This is a genomic window from Psychrobacter sp. Cmf 22.2 (assembly GCF_001921745.1).
In the GTDB taxonomy this organism is placed as follows: domain Bacteria; phylum Pseudomonadota; class Gammaproteobacteria; order Pseudomonadales; family Moraxellaceae; genus Psychrobacter.
This window is the reverse complement of the sequence record NZ_MRYA01000001.1, coordinates 568885-591661: the sequence shown is the minus strand read 5'-3', so window position 1 is coordinate 591661 and position 22777 is coordinate 568885. Positions and strand designations below refer to the sequence as shown.

Sequence of the window (22777 nt, the reverse complement as noted above, 5' to 3'; positions counted from 1 at the left end):
ATAGCTGGTTTTTTTGTGAGTGTCATATTGCTTGTGTCTTATACTAACCAAATCTATTTAATTAAATAGACAGCTAAATAACTGGATTAATCGTAGGGATTTTTTGTGTAGAACGACTACTTTTTTTCTCTTTATCTAAAGCCACTGTCTGTCTATGATCGTAATCAAATTTTGCATTAAACGTCTGGGTTTCTGGCGCTACAGGCAGGCCAATCTCAACAAGACTATCAGTCTGCCCAGCTTGAATATTATCGCCTTCAAATAAACGCTCATTATCGTCACGCTCTAAGCTTAACTGTTCAAAATCAAATAACTCACGATCCGCTAATTGCGATGGCGCGACGTTTTGCATGGCCTTAAAAATAGAGGCCAAACGCTGCGGGTGAGCATCATCCCATGCGCGAAGCATATCGTTGATGATGGCGCGTTGAAGATTGGTCTGGCTGCCACATAGGTTACAAGGAATGATTGGAAATTCTTTTAATTTGGCGTATTCAATGATGTCTTTTTCTTCAACATAAGCGAGTGGACGAATAATCATATTTTGCTTGTCATCGCTAAGCAGTTTAGGTGGCATCGACTTTAGAGCGCCGCCATGAAACAGATTCAAAAAGAAGGTGGCCAACATATCATCGCGATGATGACCCAAGGCTATCTTGGTTGCACCGATTTGCTTAGCAAAACCATATAGCGAGCCTCGGCGCAGACGTGAACAAGCCGAGCAATAGGTCTTGCCTTCTGGTACGACGCTTTTGACAATGCTATAAGTGTCTTTTTCTAAAATATAGTGTGCAATGCCTTGCTCATTTAAATAAGCAGGTAAGATATCCTCTGGATAGCCAGGCTGCTTTTGATCGAGATTGACCGCGACAATATCAAAGCTTATCGGTGCAATGCGTTTCAATAGCAGCAAGATATCTAACAGCGTATAGCTATCTTTACCGCCCGAAACGCATACCATTACGACATCGCCATCTTCGATCATATTAAAGTCGCGAATCGCCCACGAAACTTGCCTACGTAGCTTTTTTTGTAATTTGCGAAATAATACAGACTCAGTACGAGCTTGTCCGTCAGCTAAATGTCCAGAAACCGTTTCTGTGGTGCTGTCAACATCAACGTCATCATACTCCATACTATAAGCATCAGTCTCTAAAGCATGGCTATCTTCTAAATGTGCTTTAGTCGACATCTCGTCAAAATCAGGCGTATTTTTTGGCGTAAATAAGGTCGCTGCGGTCATAAACTACTCAGTATCTTTACAAAGGTGATTTGGCGATAAAGCAATTGATAGTAGAACAAGGCGTAATAACGTACTACTACTAATACGCCAAAAGTAGCAGCGATTATAACAAAAAATGCTAACAGTTTGAAAAGATGAGATTAAATTACTAGGTTTAATATTATAAAATTTTACGCGCGCTATATTTGTTACTGGTATAACTGTACAGGCTTTATGACTTTGATAGATATATAATAGTAGCTTTATCTTTGTTAAAATAGCCGTTTTCGCAAATCGATACTAGACACTACTATGACTGAAATTACCCTGCAATCTGACCTCCTCAGCTCAGCATCTAACCCTTCTTCAGATACACTTCATCAAGAGCAAAATGCTGTCGTCTTGTTATCAGGCGGGCTTGATTCGGTCACTTGTTTGTACTGGGCAAAGGCTCGCTATGCTTCTGTAACCGCAGTCAGTTTTAATTATGGACAGCGCCATAACAGTGAGCTTGTCGCAGCAAAAGCAATTGCTAAAACAGCGGCGGTGAACCACCGCATTATTGATATCGATATCGCGCAGCTGGGTGGTTCATCGTTAACTGATCACAGTATGACGGTCCCTGATGGGGATGCGGATAAATTCCCTAATAAGAAACACGATAAAATCGATAACGATGCCATTCCAAATACTTATGTACCTGCACGTAATACCATCTTCTTATCTTATGCGTTGGCGGTTGCCGAAGTCACTGCTGCTAATCATATTGTTATTGGCGTCAGCTCAGTAGATTATTCTGGCTATCCTGACTGCCGTCCTGAGTACATCAACGCTTTTGAGCACATGGCAAACCTTGCAACCAAAGCTGGCGTTACAGGTCATCATCTAAGCATTCAAACACCTTTGCAAGAATTGTCTAAAGCTCAAACGATCGAGCTTGGACTAACGCTTGGTGTCGATTATGGACAGACCATTTCTTGTTATCAAGCAGATAAAGATGGCCTTGCTTGCGGTATGTGTGACAGTTGTGCGCTACGCCGCCAAGGATTTGTTCAAGCTGGGGTTGCTGATCCTACGCATTATCAGACACAGTATCTACGTCCCGAGTAAATTTAAACATTTGAGTTTTATTGCATACTTAAACCTATGTTTGCATAGTTTTGTCCAAATGATATTTTAACCTCAAAGCATGTAGCATAAAAGCGACAAACATAAGCGTAACATTTAATTGCATCAACACAGCAAGCGTATGGTGTTCATTAATGACTATAATTGTTATGGTATGAGTCCTTATGCTTATACTAAATGTCGTTTCCACATAATAGTATAGATAATAGATAAATTTCTTAATCAATATCTAGCTGACAACAGTATTACCCATTTAGCGTCTGTTTTATTGACGCTGTATCTATTTATAAGAGAATATATATGAAGCTATTAAAAGTACTACCCCTAGCATTAATCGGTTTGGTCGCTATGCCGCAAGCAAACGCTGCTAATATTAAGCAAAACAACATCAATCAATGTGTTACTGGTGCGGTTAAATATAAAGTCGCTGATAAGAGTACGGCCACCAAACTCTGTAACTGTACCATCGATGTACGCAGTAAAATGACGATTGGTCAGATGTGGGAAATTGAAAGCTACGCGCAAGATAAAAAGGACCCATCAGGCTTGCCTTATGTAAAAACGATGCAAAAAGATTTGCAGCAGTGCACTAAAGGTTTAGACTTAAAGCAGCCGCAAAAGCCTGCTTAACCTATTCATTAAATGCATATGATAAAAAGACTGGCAGATGTCAGTCTTTTTTTGCTGATGAATGAGCAATATACAAAATTTATCAATCACTTTTATTGGTTTAACTATAATAAGTTACCTGACATTGACTACAATTTTGGATTTGACAAGATAAGGAAGTTAAAATGGCAAAGCCAGCAACAGAAAGCATTACCCTACCAGATTTTCCAGTAGCTATCGTTCGCAATCTCGATGGCCACTTGATTCATGACGATCTTAGTTTAAAAGAGCTTGTACAGCATACTGATAAAGGACTCATTCTTTACTTTTATCCCAAAGACGACACTCCTGGTTGTACCACGCAAGCGACAGAGTTTACAGAACATTTAAATATGTTTGACAAGCTTGGCTATGATATCGTTGGTGTATCGCGAGACAGCGTTGAGTCTCATGAAAAATTCATCACCAAATACGATCTGCAAATTCCGCTAATTAGCGATAATGATGAAAAGCTATGCCAGTACTTCGATGTCATCAAAGAAAAAAATATGTATGGAAAAACTACTATGGGCCTTGTGCGTTCAGTATTTGTATTTGACAAGGACGGGACACTGACCCATGCGCAGCGCAACCTAAGAGCAAAAGGTTATACTGAGCGTTTATTAGATACGCTAGGCGCCTAATCGCTTTGATTGACATTATTTGAACAATAAATAAGAGTACAAAAAGCCTTCCGAGCACTGATAAATGCTATCAGTATTAGGAAGGCCTTTTTGTTTTCATCGTTTAACTAATAAACTATTGGCTTCTCATAAAGCCTAAATCTTGATTGTTAAAATTACGAATATTGGGCGCAATCAAACTCAAATCACTGTTTGGTACACCAAACCATTTGGCCAAAGTTGCTGAATATTGATCGATAGATGTCGTGGGTAGCATTCGACCTTGGCCTGTATCTTCTGCCGTATTAAGTCCAATTTCAGGACTTTTCCCATAAAAGTCTCTACCATTAACTGCACCGCCCATAATCATATGATGACTGCCCCAACCGTGATCAGAACCATCACCATTACTACTAAATGTACGTCCAAAGTCTGACGCGGTAAAAGTTGTTACACTGTCAGTCATATTTAATTCTTCAGTCGCCTCATAGAAGCTTGCTAAAGCATCATCCACTAATGACATCTGTTTGCCATGTCGACTTAGTAAGCTTGAGTGTGTATCAAAACCATCAAGACTCACAAAAAACACCTGTCTTTTTATACCAAAATGGCCACGCGATTTGATAAGTTTTGCCACAACCTCTAGCTGCTCAGCTAACGAATTGTTGGCTGAAAATTGAGTTTTTAGCTCTCCGGCACTCTTTAATGCCGATGACATTGTGCTTTCAGCGTCTATAGAGCGTAAGGTGACTTCATTAATATGGTTTTCCATAATATTGTCGCGACTTGAGGTGATAAGCTCTTTAAGAGCTTGTGCACACTCTTTTGAGCCATAAAGTCTGGCGTTTTCTTGGGCTGATGGAATGGGAATGATACCGTCTGATACGATATTAAGTGGAACTGTCTTATGTCCTGTCAAAAATAGAGAGTTGTTAGCTGTACTCACACAAGAAAACATGGCTTGAGAGTTTTGATTTAAAATAAGATCACCGATTTTTCCGCCCCAGCCTTCTTTAAAAGCGGCAGAAGAAGTGCTTTGCCATATCTTTGTCTGTGTAGAGTGAGAAAACAGCATGTTTGGTAGAGGTACTGTTTTTTTGTTAAATTCATCCAGTGAGGTTGGTTGAATTAAAGTACCCACATTTTGTAAGACTGCCAGTTTTTTTAGATGAAACAAGCTATTTAAACGTTCAAGGTTTGGATGAAAGCCCCATTTTAGGCCATTTGCCAAACTTGATGATGGTATCAATGGTAAGACTTTCGATTGGTCTATAGCGATACTTTGACGCACATCTTTATAAGTCCTGTAATTCTTTGAATCGATAGGAATAAGTGTGTTGGCTTGATCATTACCGCCATCAAAAAATACACAAACCAATGCTTTATAGTCTGTAGCCGTTTGGGCGGCAGCTTCAGCCATACCCATCAGATTTATGGTGACAGGATTGGCCACGCCTGCGGCAGTTAGATATCCTAAACGCTTTAAAAATGCTCTTCTTGATAATTCGCTCATAGTAGTCATTCGCTTTTAGTCGTCTTTTTATTTCTGCACAAGAAAATCTGGGCTAACCATGGTCATAAATACAGCCAAATGAATGCGATTTTCTTTCCAGCCTGGAGTAACATCAGTCAACGCTTTTAAGGCAGACTTTATTAAATTCATCGTTTTAGGTGACATCTGACCACCGCATAAGATGAGGTTTAAATGATCTACTAACTCTTCAGGTTTATCATATAGCTTCATCTCTGTTCTATAATCTGGTGCTATCTCGATAATAGTTTCAATAAACCCATAAAAAATACCTTTTTCGATCACACGTTTTATATGGTTGATATAACCTACCGTGGAGGTCACGTTATGCAGCTGGAGCTCTGGCGCTACTATTCCGTTATCGATAAACGCATCTGTATTAGGCGCATAATCAATATCAAAAAAGTTAAACACTGATGGCGCTCGAAGAGGACTTTGATTTAAGTACCATTTTCTATTACTAGTATTGCTTATCTTCCATTCGCCCGATATGCTTTGACGATTACTAAAAGTATGAACCCATTGAACGAGTCTGAGCATAGGTTCACGTACCTTGCCAATTGTCGGCCTATTATCAGGAGGATTACGAGCTTCTGGATCTGTCAAAATAGCCGTCAACACTGACTGTAGATTACCGCGCTCACCGTTATCGTCACTATTAAAAACAGTAGCCACTCGTCTTATATAATGAGGACTAGGATTACTGGTAACCAAACGCTGAATAAGCTGTTTTGTGATAAAAGGTGCAACGTTAGGATGATTAAACAACGTATCTATTACGATCTCTAGAGCTTGCTCACCGCTAGACCCTTCAGGCACAGTAACACCAAAGAAACTCGTACTACGAGTATCATGCCGACTCGCTATATTAATCATGGGGTTACGTGTGAATTCAGTGTAAGTGATTGATTTATCAACGTTGGATCTATTGTCTACTGTCCATCCAGTTAAAGCTTGAGCAATGTTGCTGACCGTCTCTTGACTATAGGTTTCTATCGGCTTGCCATTACGCAATTTGGGCGTGCCATCAAGATTCAATTCTACTAATCCAATGGTAAAAAGTTGCATGACTTCTCGAGCGTAATTCTCGTCTGGTCTGCGCCCTTTACTGTTGGCTTTTCTACTGTGTCTTAAGTCGAGATAAGCACCCATACCCATATTTAGGGTAATAGCCTTTAACAGATCTCTAAAATTTCCAAATGCATGTTCGTTGAGTACATCCCAGTAAGCAGCAACAGCAAACGATTTGTGCGGAAGACCCAAACCTACAGAGGACATGACCAGTATTTCAGATAGCGATATGGCCATACGCTTACGCAAGGTATCCTTAGCAGACAACAACTGTTGCCACGACATCCAGTCTGCAGACCAAGTTGAGTAACGATGTTTTGCAGTATTGTAACCTTCGCTTAGCAACCAGTTGTATCCGCTAATACCGCTACGCAACGAAAACTGATTGGTCAGCCATTGATTTATACCAATGCCTTTTAGGTCTTCAATCTCAGCTTTAGTAGATGAGAATTGTGCTTGCTGCAAAAATCTAGCAGCATTGATATCATTTAACGGCTCTATATTCACCATATTATCTACCGGTGTACTGGTGGGACTAGAGATAGATGCATCGGAACCTGTCGTATTAGAGCCTGCCGTATTAGAGCCTGCCGTATTAGAGCCTGTCGTAGTAGAGCCCGCCGTATTAGAACCTGCCGTATTAGAACCTGCCGTATTAGAACCTGCCGTATTAGAGCCTGTCGTACTAGAGCCTGTCGTACTAGAGCCTGTCGTACTAGAGCTAGCCGCACTGGAGCTAGCCGCACTGGAGCCGCTTGATGAACCACCTCCTCCGCAACCAGCGAGGAATAATGCCATAGAAGCTATAGCAGGGTGTTGCATCTTAATAGGGTGAAATGTCTGCTTATTACCAAAATTTTTAAAATAGGTTTTTTTTAAAATCTTAGTGCGAGTCCTTTCACTAACTGTGGATAAAGACGTTCTTTCGATCAGGTCTTCCATACAACTGCCTTGAGTAATAGGGTTAGATATATTTCTTAATCTCTAGTTACATCGATATGGCAAAATATCGATAACACCTGCAAAAGACTCAAAAATTGACAGATAGCTTTTAGTTTCAGTGCGTTATGAGCTAAGGCGCTCTCTCAAAAAAGGCCCAAAAATCTATGTAAATATCTGTTCTATTTTTAACCTGTCTTACCAAATTGTGTCTATTTACTGTAACAAGAGTAAGGTTTTTAACTATGTCAATAAGAAAATTTTATGAACTTGGTTAAAATTTATGCAATTTGTATACCAAGACCATGAACTCCTAATTAGCACTACCCTATTACCTAGATACGTTTCAAAACTTTCTGATAAGAAAGAAACCATGTTTACTGGTTTTAGTTGCTAATTCTTTAGAATTACTTATTCTGTCTGAGCAGGTAACTACACATTTTTGCAATAGCTTGCTACGTATAAATAAAGGCATCACGTGTAGATAGGCTTTAATATTAAAGGCTACTATTTAAAATAATAGATCGTTAAATGTGGTTATGAATAATCAATTAATTGAGGATAATATGAGCAAATCGTCTGATAACACTGATAATAATGTTACTCGTGAGGTAGAGGTAGCTGTGATTGGTGCTGGTACTGCAGGTCAAAACGCGTTTCGTCAGGCCAGTAAAACTATTGAGAACATTGTCATTATTAATGATGGGTTTTGGAGCACAACTTGTATTCAAGTTGGCTGTATGCCGAGTAAGCTTTTGATTGCAGCAGCTGATCGTGCTCACGAAGCCAATCATTCTGATGAATTTGGTGTTCATGCCACTGCTCAAATAGATGGCCAACAAGTGATGAAGCGTGTCCGTGATGAGCGTAGTCATTTTGCAAGCTATGTTAAAGATCAGGTAGATAGCTGGCCTGAAGACAAGAAAATTTCAGGGCGTGCGCACATTAATAAACAAGGTTTGATCGAAGTTAATGATGAGCTGATCAAAGCCAATAAAATTATTGTGGCTACTGGTAGCTCCCCTTATATTCCAGATAACTGGTCTGACAAGCTTGGTGACACTTTATTGACTTCTGATACAGTTTTTGAGCTAACAGACTTGCCCGGCACTATGGCTGTAGTAGGCGCAGGCGCTATTGGATTGGAGCTTGCGCAAGCGTTTAAACGTTTAGGTGTGGAGGTAACTTTATTCAATCGTGATAAACGCGTTGCAGGACTTAAAGATGATGATATTAGTAATAAAGCAATCGTTTGTTTAAACCGTGAATTGACCATGCATTTGGGCAGTAAAATCCATAACGTAGGCACGCAAACAGATGCAGATAATGACAGAATATCTGCCTTTATTGAGTATGAAGACAGCGCAGGCAATGCGCAGCAGTGGCAAGGTGAGTATGTACTAGTCGCGACTGGTCGACGGAATAATATTGAACAATTGGGTATTGAAAATTTAGACGTTGAGCTTGATGACAAAAACCGTCCAAAAAAGTTAGATAAGAAAACGGGTCAGATTGATAATCTTAATGTTTACATTGTTGGCGATGCCAATGCCAATATACCTTTATTACATGTTGCTAGTGATGAAGGTTATAGTGCAGGTAACATTGTCTGTGAAAACAAAGCAGATGCCTATATACGTCCACCAGCTATTCCCTTTTCTATCGTGTTTTGCTCACCGCAGATTGTCAACGTTGGCATGTCACTACCTGAGATACAACAGGATCCAGAGCTAGAATACGTTATCGGTCGTGTCAGTTTTGACAACCAAGGCCGTAGTCGTATTATGGGTGTTAACTGTGGTCTATTGCATATTTATGGTTGTAAAAAAACCGATAGAGTTTTAGGGGCTAGTATGGTTGGTCCAGATGCTGAGTACATTGGACACATATTGGCGACCGCTATTACCAATGATTTAAGTGTTAAAGCTTTACTTGATACGCCTTTTTATCATCCTACTATTTTAGAAGGCCTGCGTACTGCTCTGCGCGATGTACAGCATAAAATGAAGATACCTTATCAGTATCATGATACACAAGAAGACAACTTTTAAGCTAAGGCGGCTAAAAGTAGATATAATGAATGCCAATAAAAGTTATATTGGATACTAGTCAACGTGCTTCTTGTGTTTGCTTGCTCTTTAGTTTTAAGGTAACTTATTATTGTGCGTCATTACGGCGTATTGTTTAATATACTGTTGTTTAAAATACTTTACATGTAATAACCTCTGCATGGACCAAACAATGCCAATCGCTAGTATTACTGATTTTTTTAAAGAAATTATCCATGACCTACATACCAGTTTATATCTTGCGCTTGGTGGCTCAGTAGAAGAAAATTCTTTTGATTGGTCCTCTCAAGCAGTAGAGCTGGTTAGCACTGGCATTAAGATCCTAATACTGCTTGCAGTGTTAGGATTTTTTTATTGGCTAGCGATTTATATTATAAAACAGAATAAATCACGGCTTCGCCTTAATGAACGCCGTAGTAACATAGCACGCTCAGTGTTACGTTATATATGGGTTGTCGCTAGCCTCATTGCTATTATGAGTCAGATTAACTTTGAGCCAAGTACGGTCAAAGCCACAGCAAAAGCCAGTATTTGGGCAGGTATTTATTACATATTATGGGCATCATCAGGGCAGATTATTCATCGAGTACTGCAGCACTACGGTCTTAATGCTTCTATCGAACAACTACTCAAAAATATTTTATCAGTATTAATTTGGGTCCTTGGACTTGCCAGCGTCATGGCCCAATTTGGTTTTGATATTGTCTCTTTGGTAGCCGGTTTAGGTATTGTTGGTTTGGCGGTGGGCTTTGCAGCCCAGTCAACGCTAGCTAACTTTATCGCTGGTATTACTATCTTGCTCGAACAATCTTTTCAAGTTGGCGACTGGATTCATATCAATGAAAATGAAGGCCGGGTAGTACTGATTGCCTTACGTACCACGCATATTTTGACACGAGACAACATCACCGTCATTATTCCAAACTCCAATGTCGCTTCCTCTGAGGTTACCAATCTAACCTCCAAAAACTTTATACGCTTTGATATTCGGGTGCGTATCGCCTTTGAAGACGATATCGACACTGCTCGCAAAGAGATTTTACAAGTATTGACTGACACTGATGTGGTACTGAGTCGTCCTGAAACCTCAGCCACAGTCGATGAGATCGGGGAATATGGGGTTTTCTTTATCGTACGGTTTTGGGTAAAACCTGCAGCTGTCGCCCGTATGCCAAAGATTAAAGAGAACCTCCAAGAAAATATCAAACGCGCCTTTGACGCTGCAAATATCTCAACACCCTACCCACATATGCGTTTGCTCATGCCAAAAGATGTCGAATACCCTATCTCTACCAAGCCTTTTGCAACCACAACGCAAGTAATTTCAGAACCAGAACCAAAATCAGAACCGCTACCACTAACTAAAGGTAAGGAATAAAACAGTCGAGGTATATTGGACCGTGTTATCAGTTAGCACATTCATAGATTTAGTATCGACTATATTACCCAATACCGACCACTTTAAACCATCCTACCTTGAAATATGATAAAATCACGGGTTAAACATCGTATCTTATAATGTGTATCATTTATCAATTTAGCCCACAGGTATCCGTATGACCGTAACCACTTCGCCAGCATCTTCAACAGCATCTTCGCCAGCGTTGTCGCTTGACCTTATCGTTACCTGTGCCGATGGACTCGAGGCACCGCTACAGACCGAGCTGACAAGCTTTGGCATCGAAAGTGACATAAAAAGCACAGGCCGTCTGACCGTCACTGGTAGTTTGCGTGATCTTTATACGATCTGCCTTTGGTCTCGTGTGGCCTCACGGGTATTGCTGCTGATCAAACGCAAAAACATCAATACCGAATATGATGTGGCCGAGCAGCTTTATGGTTTGGCAAAATCTGTCAACTGGACGGAGCAATTTGGCCTAGAGCAAACATTTGCGATTCGTCTGTCTGTTGATAAGCGCGTCGCTGTCAGTCAACAGTTTGCGATGCTGCGTATTAAAGACGCCATCGCTGATACATTCAATGAGGTATATGACAGCCGCCCTAACGTCGACAGCAAAAACCCAGATTTTTCTGTGTTTGCTACCGTCAATGACAAACAAGCTGAGCTGTATTTAGACTTGTCAGGTACCAGCTTGCATCGCCGTGGTTATCGCGTGGCCATGACTGAAGCGCCATTAAAAGAAAACCTAGCGGCAGCGCTACTCTACAGCGCAGGCTGGCATAAGAAAAACGACACGGGCGATGCGCCTTTTTATAACGCCCTAATCGATCCCATGTGCGGCTCTGGTACGTTTATTATCGAAGCACTCCTGATGCATTGTGATTATGCGGTCGGTATCGATAAAGCGGCCAATCAGTTTGGTTTTTATGAGTGGCAACATCATGATGACGCACTCTGGCAGCAGATGATCGATGATGCACAGACTCGTTTTCGAGACGCTTTAGCGATTGCTCAAGAGCAGCCAGATACTCTGCCGCTTATACTAGGTTATGATGCAGATAGCGGTGCGACTATAGCGACAGAGAAGAACCTGATTGCGGCAGGTTTGCAAGATTTGCTGCCGCTACTAGACATAGAAACCCGCGCCCTTGACCAATTAAGCAGCATACTAAAGCCAATGGTCAACGATGGTAGATTAAGCAATCCTTTAGTCATCACCAACCCACCTTATGGTGAGCGGTTGGGTGATGAAGAGATGATAAAACCGTTATACCATGCGTTAGGGCTTATCCTACAAGACAGCTTTGCTGGTAGCGGAATTGACCCAATGCTTGGTATCTTGGCATCTCATGTCGAGCAAGTCGACATCTTACCGATCAAAGAACCCAAAACACTACGCTGCCACAATGGTGCTATCACCGTTTATTTCCGTTATGGGACACTCATCGCTGGGCAAACAGGTAACCTTGTCAGTCGTTTTGAAAAGCGTGAGATTACAGTAGAAGATGGACAGGACTTTATTAACCGTCTGCAAAAAAATCTTGCTAAGCTCAAAAAGTTCGCCAAAAAAGACAATGTCAGTAATATTCGTGTCTATGACGCTGATTTGCCAGATTTTAAAGTTGCGATTGATCTATATGGCGATTATGCACACGTGCAAGAATATGCACCGCCCAAAACCATCCCGCCTGAGACTGCTAAAAAACGCTTTAACCTAGCCTTAATGGGTATTCGTGAGGTGTTTGATATTAACCGCGAGCAAGTCTTTATCAAAACCCGCGCGCGTCAGTCGGGTAATGATCAATATAGTAAGCAAGGCGATACTGAAAAGCGTGGTAAGTTTTATGTCGCTCGTGAAGATGGTGCGTATTTTTATGTCAACTTTACTGATTATCTCGATACCGGTCTATTCATTGACCATCGTAATATGCGCGCACGTATCAAAGACAACAGTCGCGGTAAATCGGTATTAAACTTATTTGCTTATACTTGTACAGCGAGTGTGCACGCCGCCCTTGCTGGCGCCAAAAAAGTCACTAGCGTCGATTTGTCACAGAACTATCTCGATTGGGGCAAACAAAACTTTGTACTCAATGGTCTGGATGTTAGTCGTAACAAATATCAGTTCGTTGCGGCTGATATCTTTGAGTGGATCAAGGACAATACTGAGCAGTTTGATATTATCTTTATTGATCCGCCGACCTTTTCAAACTCTAAAAAGTTTCAGGGTACGTTTGATGTGCAGCGCGATCATGCTGCCCTTATTAATCGAGCTATGAATCGCTTAACCTCGGATGGGGTGTTGTATTTCTCTAACAACTTTACCCGTTTTGAGTTAGATGAGCAGCTAAGCGAGCGCTACGATATCGTTGATATTACCTCAAAGACCATTGGCTTTGATTTTAATATCAAAAAACCCATCCATCAAAGTTTTGAGATTCGACATCGCTAAGAGATAAATTAAGATCGAGCAACAAAGCTGACCTCAAAAAAGTCGCCCCCTAGTCTTGCGTATTATTTTGTAGCAAACATCACAATGACCCAATCTGCTTTGATTGGGTCATTTTTTGTTGTTATGATAGAGCGTTATTAAGCGTTGGTTTTGCATCAGTTTTAGTGCAATATTATTTTTCTTATGTCGTCTCAACACCAACACGAACTTATTAAAACGTTTAACTTACTCTAATAATAAGGACTTTAAAATGGCTTTATCTCTTAATAAAGGCGGTAACTTATCGCTAACGAAGACCGACCCAAATTTATCTAAGCTGCTTATCGGTCTTGGCTGGGACGAACGCGCGACGTCTGGCGCTGAGTTTGATCTTGATGCAAGTGTATTTTTGTTGAACACTGCTGGCAAGGTACGCGGCGATCATGATTTTATCTTTTATAATCAGCTCAAATCTGACAATGGCGCGGTTGAGCATACCGGAGACAACCGTACTGGCGAAGGTGATGGTGATGACGAAGTCATCAAAGTAAACCTAACCCAAGTCCCAGCCGATATCGATAAAGTCGTTGTCACGGTCACCATTCATGATGCGGCGGCACGCAGCCAAAACTTTGGTCAAGTGGCCAATGCCTTCATCCGCGTTGTCAATGAAGAGACAGGTACTGAGGTCGTTCGCTTTGACTTAGCAGAAGACTACTCTGTTGAGACGGCCATGGTATTTGGCGAAGTATATCGTCATAATGGTGAGTGGAAATTCCGCGCTGTCGGTCAAGGCTACTCAGGTGGCCTACAGGCCATGTGTCATCAATATGGCGTGGATATCTAAAGTTGTCCCAAAATCAGTACTTATACTCATACTAGAATAATTATCACATCCAAAACATAAAGTATAGGTTGTTCTATTATTAATAGTGAATACAGCTACAAAACAGTCACTATTATTAGTAGCCAAACGACTGATAATGCTTTATGTTTCGGTTAGAATTATGCATAAAAAGTGGTTAGCAATAGCCACTTTTTTGTGGTCTGTGTCTATAATAGGCCGACCTTAGCTTTACGCAACCAGACAGGATGTGTCATGAGACATTTTTATTTAGACTTTATCTTTACGGCCATTGCCTTAGCGGTAGCGGCGTGGTGGGGATATTCACACGGCGGTATGGGCGGCATGATAGCCACCCTATCTATTACTGCTATTTTGGCCGTCATGGAGATTTCATTATCGTTTGATAATGCGGTGGTCAACGCCTCAGTCCTCAAAGGCTGGGATGAATTTTGGAAAAAAATCTTCTTAACCGTTGGTATTTTAATTGCCGTATTTGGTATGCGCTTGGTCTTCCCTATCGTCATTGTCGCGGTTACCGCTGACCTTGGTATGATGGAAGTGATCAACCTGGCCTTATACAACCCAGAAGAGTACTCTGCCAGACTGATGGCGCACCATGCTGAAATCTCAGCGTTTGGTGGTATTTTCTTACTACTGGTTTTCTTAAACTTCGTTTTCGATGATAAAGATGTGCATTGGTTTGAATGGCTTGAAAGCCGTTTGGCAAAACTGGGTAAAGTTGATGCTATGAGTGTCTTTGTAGCACTTATTATCTTGATGATAGCGGTATCATGGGCTAGTACAGAGCAAGCTTCTGCTGTATTGATCGCTGGCGTTTGGGGTATTCTAGTTTATCTTGGTGTCCAAGTGGTATCTGGTATGCTCGAGGGCGATCTTGAAGAAGGTTTAGAACACGAAGATGGTATGTCGGGCGGGGAAGCGACAAGCGCCATTATGAAAGGCGGTATTATTGGTTTCTTATACTTAGAAGTCCTTGATGCCTCGTTCAGTTTTGATGGTGTCATTGGTGCTTTTGCTATTACCAACGACGTTATCGTTATTATGCTAGGTCTTGCTATTGGTGCGATGTTTGTGCGTTCTATGACTATTTTCCTAGTGGACAAAGGCACACTTGATGAGTTCGTTTATCTTGAACACGGCGCACACTATGCTATCGGTGCGTTAGCGATTATTATGCTGTTATCGGTGAAGCTTCATGTGCCAGAGCTGATTACTGGTCTTATCGGTATCGCCTTTATCGGTTGGGCGTTACTTTCTTCACTCAAATATCGTAAGCAAGAAGTGCTTGAATAGGTCTCGATAACTCTAAGCTTAATGCTTAGATTGTTCTGAGTCGTTACACGACAGGTCATCGCCGCTATCGGTTATGACCTGTTTTTATGTGCATTTTTAGAGCGTGTTAGACAATTACGCATACTCACCTTATTTTTTTTACGCTCTACTTACCTGCTAATATCTTTTGCAATTTTGCCAATATCACACCGTATAGCGGTAAGAAAATAAACACGCCCATCACGATCTTAAATAAGTAGTCCATCGCGCCAATCTCAACCCAGTGCGACGCCATAAAAGGGTCAGGACTTTTATAAAAGGCGATAGCAAAAAAGCAAAAGCTATCGACCAGATTACCAATAAACGTCGATACTAAGGGCGCAATCCACCAAATACTCAGGCGGCGTAACCTATTAAACACTTGGATATCTAACAGCTGGCCGACGACATAAGCGCTAAAGCTTGCAAGAACAATGCGAAAGACAAATAGATTAAAATCTAGCAGATGTTCATGGCCAACAAACTGACCATTTGAAAACACCACTGAAAAATAATAAGAAATCACCAGCGCAGGCAGCATAGCAAAGAAGATAATGCGTCTAGCGAGATTTTGACCAAAGATACGCACGGTCAAATCAGTAATTAAAAAGATAAAAGGAAAGGTAACGGCGCCCCATGTAGTGATAAAACCAAACAGCTCAACAGGTATCTGCACCAAGTAGTTACTAATAGCGATGATAAAGATATGCAAGCTGACAAGCCAAAATAGAGCACGGCTATAACGAATGGGTTCAATGGGGGTTGTCAAAACAGTACTGATAGTCATAAAGCGGCCTTTTTTTACATCAGGGTAGAGGGAACCTGAGCGCGCTATTATAAATCATAATCAAATAAATAGCCAAAATGAGCGTGATATCGTCATAAAATCATTTTTTTATAAATAGAAAGATATATGTCATATAGTCACACAAAATTCGCCTTGCTTAGTAGGCAAACGCTTAGTATAGTAAAACGTAATGATATGCAGGACATGACATACAGGTAGATATATTCGATATTCATGCTGCTTGTTAAATTACTGCATGATTTTTATTGTATTTGTTCGACTCTTTAATCCACTTAATTATTAATTTAAAGGATATTTATATGGCTATTAGCTTAACAAAAGGCGGCAACGTAAACCTATCAAAAGAAGCGCCAGGCTTAACCAATATCACAGTTGGTCTTGGCTGGGATCCACGCGCAACCGACGGTCAAGAGTTTGATCTGGATGCTATTGGCTTTTTGGTCAATGAATCAGGCAAAGTACGTAACGATCAAGACTTTATCTTTTTTAATAACCTAAAGTCGGATAATGGTGCTGTTGAGCATACTGGCGATAACCGTACTGGTGAGGGCGACGGCGATGATGAACAAATCAAAATTAACCTTGCTAGTATTCCTTCTGATGTCAGTAAAGTAGCCATTTGCGCTATCATCTATGAAGGTCAAAACCGTAATCAAAACTTCGGTCAGGTTGGTGAAGCTTATATTCGCGTTGTCAACGACACTGGTAATTCTGAGGTGGCTCGTTATGACTTATCAGAAGACGGTAGCACCGAAACAGCGATGATCTTTGGTGAGCTATATCGCCATAATGGTGATTGGAAATTCCGCGCTGTTGGTCAAGGCTTCAGTGGTGGTTTAGGACCATTAGCTGCCTCTTATGGTGTCAATGTTTAATCATTGATTTTAACCATTTATGAGTAAACGTAGTCAATCAGACGTCTGATTGTATTCACCCCTAAGCCATCAAGTGTATTAATCACATTTGATGGCTTTAAATATAGATGATTACGTAAAATTTTTTGACTATGATTGTTTAGTAAAATATTTAAAATAGACATAGAAATAGAACAAGGATTTGTCATTTATGACTGCTACGTTTAGCCTAATCGGTACTATCGAACCATTTTTGCATTGTAACCTCAAAAAAGGCGATTCGATTTATTGCGAAGCCAATGCCATGGTAATGATGGAGTCCAATCTTGAGCTAAAAGGTAAAATGCAAGGTGGATTGATGCAATCGTTAATGCGCCGTTTTGCTAACGATGAATCACTTTTTCAGCAGCAGATTGAAGCGGTCAATGGTGAGGGCGATTGTTTGCTTGCGCCTACCCTAGACGGTGATATGCAAATTATTGATGTCGGTACTCAGCAGTATACTTTGAGTGACGGTGCCTTTGTCGCAGCGCAAACAGGGGTCGATATTAGAGCAAATATTCAGCGTAACCTCGGCGGTGCGGTGTTTGGTGATACGGGCGGCTTTATGGTCATGCAGACCCAAGGTAAAGGTCAAGTCGTTGTATCTGGCTTTGGCTCTTTATTTGAGATTGATGTGACACCAGACAAAGACGTCATCATCGATAATGGGCACGTAGTCTGCTGGGACTCAAACCTTGATTATAAGCTGTCGGTCTCAACCAGTAAGAAAAAAGGTATTATGAGTAATATCATCAATTCGGTCACTAGTGGCGAAGGCATGGTGCTAAACTTTTCAGGTACTGGCAAAATCATTATTTGTTCACGTAATCGAGATAGCTATCAGGGCTGGCTACAAAGTATCTTGGGTAGCAGTTCGGGTGGTCGCGGCGGCAATAGTGGTTTTTTAGATAATATCTTATAATTAAAACTCATAACCAAAATTGATAGCTAAATACAGCAAAAAACGTTTAAGTATTCCACTCACAATTATTATATTACCATTCACCAAAATGAGAGTAGCAAAAAACGCGTATAAGTACTGCGCTTCGTAGGCTAAGCAAGTTTGACACTGCTAATCATAATTTTGAGAAGGTATAAGGATTCTATCATGGCAGTTAGTTTACAAAAGGGTCAAAAAATATCTTTAAATAAAGAAGCTGGCGGCACCCTCAACCAAGTAAAACTAGGTCTGGGCTGGGATGTCGCACAAGGACCCCAAGACAAAAAAGGTGGCTTCTTAGGTAAGCTATTTGGTGGCGGCACTGGCGGGGACTCGATCGATCTAGATGCCTCATGCATTATGTTTGATAGTAATAAACAGCCTGTCGATGCCATATGGTTTAGTCAACTTAAGTCAAAAGATGGTAGTATCGTTCATACTGGTGATAATCGCACAGGTGATGGTGATGGTGATGACGAAGTAATCAACGTTGATCTCTCTCGCGTCCCTAGTGATGTGGTTTCACTAGTATTTACAGTCAACAGCTTTACTGGTCAGACGTTTGAGACAGTCGAAAATGCCTTTTGCCGCATCGTCAACGCTGATAACAACTCAGAAGTCGCACGTTATAACTTGTCTGCCCAAGGCAGTCATACAGCGATGATTATGGCAAAAGTGTATCGCCATAATAATGAATGGAAGATGCACGCTATTGGTGAGACTGCTTCTGGTCGCACTTTCCATGACTTGATGCCAGCTATCACGCCACATGCGTAATAGGTTTAAGTAGCGTTTGCTATAACTGTATCTTGTTTATAAAAAATCAGCCCGTCTATGTATAGTAGACGGGCTGATTTTTATTAATATATTTTTATTAATATATTGGGTTTAAGTATTACTTATGCCCGCGCTTCCAACTAAAGCCCCAATTAAAGGCTTTGTCCATTTCCTGATGACCTTTAAAGTATTGGTTAATACGCTCAACGTTAATACTGCCTTGCTGGTTCACCAAACGCGCAATAGCACACATCGGTAGATTACCAGCGCCTTCGGTTAATCGAGTCTCAATCGGTGGTTGTTCTGGCACATGTATTGTCGCCACCCCGTCAGTCTGCGCCCAGTTTGGCGCGCCCTCATAAATAAAGGCAAAAATAAACACTTCCTCAATCTGTGACCACTGCTGACCGTTAATATCGAGCCACTCTCCACCGCTGACTTGACCCGTTCGATCATCAGCACGCAACAACACATAAGGCGCTGATTGCAAACTACCAAAACGATTGCCTAGTGCTTGAATAAGTGTTTTTTCGCCATTTTTGAGATGAATCATCGCACCGACATCAAGATCAATACCGCCTTTACCATGCTGCTTAAATAGATCGCCTAGTAAACCCTTTTTGGGCGCTGTTTTATCCGTATTTGGGCGCTGATTCCAATCCAAATTAACTGATATTTTACCAAAGTCATCGCGTTTTTTGAGGTTAATGCTGGACTGGTTTTTGGTTAAGGTAATTTTACTTAAATTGATTGAAGGACTGGTCGGAATCGGCGGCGGTGCGCTTGCTTGACTTGCACTACCCGCTTTTTGGGTGTTGATAGGTCTTTGGGTATTGATAGATTGTGATTGACTCTGTGGCTGATTTTGTGACTGGTTCTGAACTGGTGCTTCATCTGCAATCTCAACACCGAAATGCTCGGATAATGGTTTTAGTCCACCTTCAAAACCTTGAGCGATAAAGCGAAACTTCCAGCTGCCCTGCCTGCGATAGCATTCGGCTAAGATAATGGCTTTTTCATTACGTCCAGCGCTACTGAGCTGGCAAGTCATCAATACCTGACTGCCTTGCAATACTTGAATATCGACATCACCCAGTTGAGACAGCGTCTGTCCACTAGAAAACGCTAAGGCTATTTTTTCGATGCTTGCGGGCTGCGCAGGCAAATTGATATCAAAAAACCCATCACTGTCATGTCCTCGAAAGCTGACACTGCCATCATCGCTACGCGTCTGTCCATAAAACACCATGTCGCCATCACCGCGGACTTTACCACTGCTTGTCAGACGATAAGCGGCGCAATCAATCGCGTTTTGACTCAGAATTCTAATGCTAATATTGTCATTTGGTAATGGCGCATTGGCACCTGCAACTAGGGTTTGACTCATGACTTATCCTTTGTATGGTTATGTGATGGAAATATTTTTAGCTTTATTATCATCTTATAGTAGCATGGATATTACTCAATATTTAGCGACGGCTAAACGAGTATCAGCTTGCTATGATAAGGCTTGAAATCTGTTACATCAGCTGTCGTGTATTACCTGCATAATTATTTATAATTTGCCGCATTTGTATATAATGACGGTAAAAATAGTACGCCAAACCAAATGACGTTGAGAGACTTATGGATCACCAAGACAATGAATATCAGTATAATTTAAGCGCGGCTTGGCTTGCTGAAGGGCAATCAAGTCAGCGTGACATGTTAGCCAGTTTGCAAACCCTAAAAACTCGTTCTAACCCACCATTTAATATTATCGCCTCACATCGACATAACAGACCTGAGATTTTTGAATTTGCTGATTTGATTTATCAAGAGCCTACTGGCGTGCCAATAGATGACGATAAAGACTCAGCCTCAAAACCTGATATGCCGCGTTGGCAATTTGTGTTAGAGCATGCCAAACAGCACAACGTAAAGGTGATTTTGACTGGCCGTAATGGTATCGAATACGAGGCACATCGCGATACGTTTAGTACGGCTGGTATTCGTCTATTGACAGGTGCGACCAGCGTTGCAGCATTAGCCTCTATCGATGACAAGTTCGCCTTTATGCAGCATTGTCATATGCATGATATCCCTGTGGCGGAAGCTTGGCGTTTTGATAATACTACTGAGCTTGAAGCGTTACTGGCTAAACACGACCATCAGCCATTATGTGTAAAACCGGTTACTGGTATTTTTGCTCAAGGGTTTTGGCGATTAGATACTGCTAAACAATCAGATAAAGCTTACGATAGCTTTGAGCACTTATACTTTACCGACAGTAAGAAAATCAATACTGAACAGTTTGTGAGTGCTTATGCAAACAGTCAAATGGTACATGAGCGCCCGATTCCTATGTTACTGATGCCATACTTATCCGGTCAAGAATACTCTATCGATGTGGTCTGTGAGTATGGCGAAGTCTTAGCCGCAATCACTCGCCACAAAACAGGCCAAATTCAACATATCGGTTATGAGCAATCTGTCATGGATGTCGTCATTCCTTTGATTAGAGCCTTTAACTGTGATGGTATTGTGAGTGTGCAGACCAAGGCGGATGATAAGGGTCAGCACCGTGTCCTTGAGATTAACAGTCGCCCATCGGGCGGTATTAGCTATACGGCTCATAGCGGTGTTGATCTAACGCAGGTAGGTTTTGCCTATTGGTTAGGACTTACTGACAAACCAAGACTAGAGGAAATGGTTCAAAAAATCACACCTTGCCAAGTACGGCCGTTTACAACGAGTGTGAAAGTTTAGAGACAATAATATATTACTTTCATTGTGTTAGCTGAAGGCCACCTATCGTTAATATTAATATCCAATATTAACGATAGAAAATTTAGCCATAATTTTTGGTATGATTTAAGACATTACTTTTACCGTAATTCAGGAAAGCGTTTTATCATAAAAATCATTAGCAGTAGCGCGAAACTTGCGACAGCAGCACCAACGAAACCCACGCTTGACAGTGAGATATGAGTGACGGCATAACCACCAAGTAGCGCACCAGCACCAATACCAAAGTTGATGACGCCTGAGAACATAGCCATCACCATATCTTGCGCATTAATATCGATTTCAATGACTTTAGACTGAACAGTTAGCATCAGTAGCATCATGGCTGTACCCCAAATCACTGTAATAATACCAAACAACCATATCGATTTGACCGACCATAGCATTAGTAACATCGACCCTAATATCAGTATGATAGACGCCAGCATCATCATAGTCGTAGTTCGCTCACTCCAACGGCTAAATATATAACTACCGATAAGTCCGGCGCCGCCAAATAGCAGCAATATAAAGGTAACAGCGTTTTCACTAAGAGCGCCTACCCGATTCATAAAAGGTTCGATATAGGAGTAAGCAGCATAATCAGCGGTAAAAGCTACAAAGCAAAATAGATATAAAAAAACTAACAGTCGGTTTTTGAGCAGTTCCGGTATTTTTCTAAAAGAACCATCGAACATACTAGGCAAGTTCGGTAGCAGTTTCATTTGTAAAATAAATACAACGAAGGCAAGAATACCAATGCCAGCGAAAGTCGCTCGCCAACCCAGCCACTGACCTAGTACTCGTCCTATTGGAACACCCAATACAAGTGCTAATGAGGTACCTGTAGCGAGGATACTGAGTGCCACAGCCCTCTTGCCTTCAGGTGCTACGCGTAATGTTATGGCCGCAGTAATAGCCCAAAATATAGCATGTGAAAAAGCAATTCCTACTCGGCTGATTAGGAGGACCTGAAAACTCCAGGCAAAAACAGATAACACATGACTGGCGATAAATACCATGAACAATGCCAATAGCAAACGCTTACGCTCAAGCCGACTAGTCAGTAGCATGAGCGGTAGCGACATAACCGCCACTACCCAAGCATAAAGAGTTAACATCAAGCCTGTATGGGCGGCAGTAATAGAGAAATCTTTGGCAATATCACTTAGTAAAGCGACAGGCACAAATTCTGTCGTATTGATAACGAATGCGCTGACACCCATTAAGATGACACGAAAATATTGGGTTTGGCGAGAGACTGACCCCGCATCAAAATTGTGTTCCATAAAATACACTACGAAAAGACGTTAACACAGCACGGCAGAGATGAGAATAAAGACAATA

18 protein-coding genes are annotated in these 22777 nt (G+C 41.3%); 12 read left to right on the top strand and 6 right to left on the bottom strand.

The window, feature by feature from the left end; translation table 11 throughout:
- Nucleotides 1–73: 73 nt before the first annotated feature.
- Nucleotides 74–1243, bottom strand: a complete 1170-nt coding sequence (gene ttcA / locus BTV98_RS02540; RefSeq protein ID WP_075102836.1) for a tRNA 2-thiocytidine(32) synthetase TtcA — start codon at nucleotides 1241–1243, stop codon at nucleotides 74–76.
- 291 nt (nucleotides 1244–1534) lie between these two features.
- Here ttcA and queC point away from each other — a divergent pair, with 291 nt between their 5' ends.
- The 3 genes from queC (at nucleotide 1535) to BTV98_RS02525 (ending at nucleotide 3642) form a co-directional block, all read left to right on the top strand.
- The gene (gene queC / locus BTV98_RS02535; RefSeq protein WP_075102835.1) at nucleotides 1535–2332 is read left to right on the top strand and encodes a 7-cyano-7-deazaguanine synthase QueC; all 798 of its coding nucleotides are present in this window, start codon (nucleotides 1535–1537) and stop codon (nucleotides 2330–2332) included.
- Nucleotides 2333–2650: 318 nt separating this feature from the next.
- Nucleotides 2651–2980 carry a hypothetical protein gene (locus BTV98_RS02530; protein ID WP_075102834.1) on the top strand — a complete coding sequence of 110 codons (330 nt, stop codon included), beginning with the start codon at nucleotides 2651–2653 and terminating at the stop codon, nucleotides 2978–2980.
- Between the two features lie 164 nt (nucleotides 2981–3144).
- Nucleotides 3145–3642, top strand: coding sequence for a peroxiredoxin (locus BTV98_RS02525; protein WP_075102833.1), 498 nt, complete (start codon nucleotides 3145–3147; stop codon nucleotides 3640–3642).
- A 115-nt stretch (nucleotides 3643–3757) separates the two neighbouring features.
- On the opposite strand, the gene BTV98_RS02520 is transcribed toward BTV98_RS02525, so the two are convergent.
- Both BTV98_RS02520 and BTV98_RS02515 read right to left on the bottom strand, forming a co-directional pair.
- Nucleotides 3758–5134 carry a DUF1501 domain-containing protein gene (locus tag BTV98_RS02520; RefSeq protein ID WP_178379345.1) on the bottom strand — a complete coding sequence of 459 codons (1377 nt, stop codon included), beginning with the start codon at nucleotides 5132–5134 and terminating at the stop codon, nucleotides 3758–3760.
- A gap of 27 nt (nucleotides 5135–5161) precedes the next feature.
- On the bottom strand, nucleotides 5162–7165 hold the full coding sequence (locus tag BTV98_RS02515; protein ID WP_178379344.1) for a DUF1800 domain-containing protein: 2004 nt from the start codon (nucleotides 7163–7165) through the stop codon (nucleotides 5162–5164).
- 563 nt (nucleotides 7166–7728) lie between these two features.
- On the opposite strand from BTV98_RS02515, the gene BTV98_RS02510 reads away from it, so the two are divergent.
- From BTV98_RS02510 to BTV98_RS02490, 5 genes are all read left to right on the top strand, one after another.
- A complete protein-coding gene (locus BTV98_RS02510) occupies nucleotides 7729–9213 on the top strand; it encodes a dihydrolipoyl dehydrogenase (RefSeq protein WP_178379343.1) in 1485 nt (494 codons plus the stop codon).
- Nucleotides 9214–9403: 190 nt separating this feature from the next.
- A complete protein-coding gene (locus tag BTV98_RS02505) occupies nucleotides 9404–10609 on the top strand; it encodes a mechanosensitive ion channel family protein (protein ID WP_227511712.1) in 1206 nt (401 codons plus the stop codon).
- A gap of 178 nt (nucleotides 10610–10787) precedes the next feature.
- Entirely contained in the window at nucleotides 10788–13085 is a 2298-nt protein-coding gene (gene rlmKL, locus BTV98_RS02500; protein WP_058368470.1) for a bifunctional 23S rRNA (guanine(2069)-N(7))-methyltransferase RlmK/23S rRNA (guanine(2445)-N(2))-methyltransferase RlmL, read from the top strand.
- Between the two features lie 250 nt (nucleotides 13086–13335).
- Nucleotides 13336–13911, top strand: coding sequence for a TerD family protein (locus tag BTV98_RS02495; RefSeq protein ID WP_075102830.1), 576 nt, complete (start codon nucleotides 13336–13338; stop codon nucleotides 13909–13911).
- Between the two features lie 252 nt (nucleotides 13912–14163).
- Nucleotides 14164–15225, top strand: a complete 1062-nt coding sequence (locus BTV98_RS02490) for a DUF475 domain-containing protein (protein ID WP_075102829.1) — start codon at nucleotides 14164–14166, stop codon at nucleotides 15223–15225.
- A gap of 145 nt (nucleotides 15226–15370) precedes the next feature.
- Here BTV98_RS02490 and BTV98_RS02485 read toward each other — a convergent pair whose 3' ends face one another.
- Entirely contained in the window at nucleotides 15371–16030 is a 660-nt protein-coding gene (locus BTV98_RS02485) for a 7-cyano-7-deazaguanine/7-aminomethyl-7-deazaguanine transporter (protein ID WP_075102828.1), read from the bottom strand.
- A gap of 320 nt (nucleotides 16031–16350) precedes the next feature.
- On the opposite strand from BTV98_RS02485, the gene BTV98_RS02480 reads away from it, so the two are divergent.
- The 3 genes from BTV98_RS02480 to BTV98_RS02470 all read left to right on the top strand — a co-directional run bounded on the left by BTV98_RS02480 (nucleotide 16351) and on the right by BTV98_RS02470 (nucleotide 18664).
- Entirely contained in the window at nucleotides 16351–16926 is a 576-nt protein-coding gene (locus tag BTV98_RS02480) for a TerD family protein (protein WP_058369915.1), read from the top strand.
- Between the two features lie 190 nt (nucleotides 16927–17116).
- Complete coding sequence (locus BTV98_RS02475) at nucleotides 17117–17869, top strand: TIGR00266 family protein (protein ID WP_075102827.1); 753 nt, start codon at nucleotides 17117–17119, stop codon at nucleotides 17867–17869.
- A 186-nt stretch (nucleotides 17870–18055) separates the two neighbouring features.
- Complete coding sequence (locus BTV98_RS02470; protein WP_075102826.1) at nucleotides 18056–18664, top strand: TerD family protein; 609 nt, start codon at nucleotides 18056–18058, stop codon at nucleotides 18662–18664.
- 118 nt (nucleotides 18665–18782) lie between these two features.
- Here BTV98_RS02470 and BTV98_RS02465 read toward each other — a convergent pair whose 3' ends face one another.
- Complete coding sequence (locus tag BTV98_RS02465; RefSeq protein ID WP_075102825.1) at nucleotides 18783–20051, bottom strand: TerD family protein; 1269 nt, start codon at nucleotides 20049–20051, stop codon at nucleotides 18783–18785.
- Between the two features lie 239 nt (nucleotides 20052–20290).
- Here BTV98_RS02465 and BTV98_RS02460 point away from each other — a divergent pair, with 239 nt between their 5' ends.
- Nucleotides 20291–21412 carry an ATP-grasp domain-containing protein gene (locus tag BTV98_RS02460; RefSeq protein WP_075102824.1) on the top strand — a complete coding sequence of 374 codons (1122 nt, stop codon included), beginning with the start codon at nucleotides 20291–20293 and terminating at the stop codon, nucleotides 21410–21412.
- Between the two features lie 119 nt (nucleotides 21413–21531).
- Here the strand turns inward: BTV98_RS02460 and BTV98_RS02455 are convergent, their stop codons facing one another.
- Nucleotides 21532–22719: a sugar transporter gene (locus tag BTV98_RS02455; protein WP_075102823.1), complete on the bottom strand. Its 1188-nt coding sequence runs from the start codon at nucleotides 22717–22719 to the stop codon at nucleotides 21532–21534.
- Between the last annotated feature and the right edge of the window lie 58 nt (nucleotides 22720–22777).

Bases quoted from the DNA above. Each gene is read 5' to 3' on its own strand.
- ttcA (WP_075102836.1), bottom strand. From the start codon at position 1,243: ATGACCGCAGCGACCTTATTTACGCCAAAAAATACGCCTGATTTTGAC.
- queC (WP_075102835.1), top strand. From the start codon at position 1,535: ATGACTGAAATTACCCTGCAATCTGACCTCCTCAGCTCAGCATCTAAC.
- BTV98_RS02530 (WP_075102834.1), top strand. From the start codon at position 2,651: ATGAAGCTATTAAAAGTACTACCCCTAGCATTAATCGGTTTGGTCGCT.
- BTV98_RS02525 (WP_075102833.1), top strand. From the start codon at position 3,145: ATGGCAAAGCCAGCAACAGAAAGCATTACCCTACCAGATTTTCCAGTA.
- BTV98_RS02520 (WP_178379345.1), bottom strand. From the start codon at position 5,134: ATGAGCGAATTATCAAGAAGAGCATTTTTAAAGCGTTTAGGATATCTA.
- BTV98_RS02515 (WP_178379344.1), bottom strand. From the start codon at position 7,165: ATGGAAGACCTGATCGAAAGAACGTCTTTATCCACAGTTAGTGAAAGG.
- BTV98_RS02510 (WP_178379343.1), top strand. From the start codon at position 7,729: ATGAGCAAATCGTCTGATAACACTGATAATAATGTTACTCGTGAGGTA.
- BTV98_RS02505 (WP_227511712.1), top strand. From the start codon at position 9,404: ATGCCAATCGCTAGTATTACTGATTTTTTTAAAGAAATTATCCATGAC.
- rlmKL (WP_058368470.1), top strand. From the start codon at position 10,788: ATGACCGTAACCACTTCGCCAGCATCTTCAACAGCATCTTCGCCAGCG.
- BTV98_RS02495 (WP_075102830.1), top strand. From the start codon at position 13,336: ATGGCTTTATCTCTTAATAAAGGCGGTAACTTATCGCTAACGAAGACC.
- BTV98_RS02490 (WP_075102829.1), top strand. From the start codon at position 14,164: ATGAGACATTTTTATTTAGACTTTATCTTTACGGCCATTGCCTTAGCG.
- BTV98_RS02485 (WP_075102828.1), bottom strand. From the start codon at position 16,030: ATGACTATCAGTACTGTTTTGACAACCCCCATTGAACCCATTCGTTAT.
- BTV98_RS02480 (WP_058369915.1), top strand. From the start codon at position 16,351: ATGGCTATTAGCTTAACAAAAGGCGGCAACGTAAACCTATCAAAAGAA.
- BTV98_RS02475 (WP_075102827.1), top strand. From the start codon at position 17,117: ATGACTGCTACGTTTAGCCTAATCGGTACTATCGAACCATTTTTGCAT.
- BTV98_RS02470 (WP_075102826.1), top strand. From the start codon at position 18,056: ATGGCAGTTAGTTTACAAAAGGGTCAAAAAATATCTTTAAATAAAGAA.
- BTV98_RS02465 (WP_075102825.1), bottom strand. From the start codon at position 20,051: ATGAGTCAAACCCTAGTTGCAGGTGCCAATGCGCCATTACCAAATGAC.
- BTV98_RS02460 (WP_075102824.1), top strand. From the start codon at position 20,291: ATGGATCACCAAGACAATGAATATCAGTATAATTTAAGCGCGGCTTGG.
- BTV98_RS02455 (WP_075102823.1), bottom strand. From the start codon at position 22,719: ATGGAACACAATTTTGATGCGGGGTCAGTCTCTCGCCAAACCCAATAT.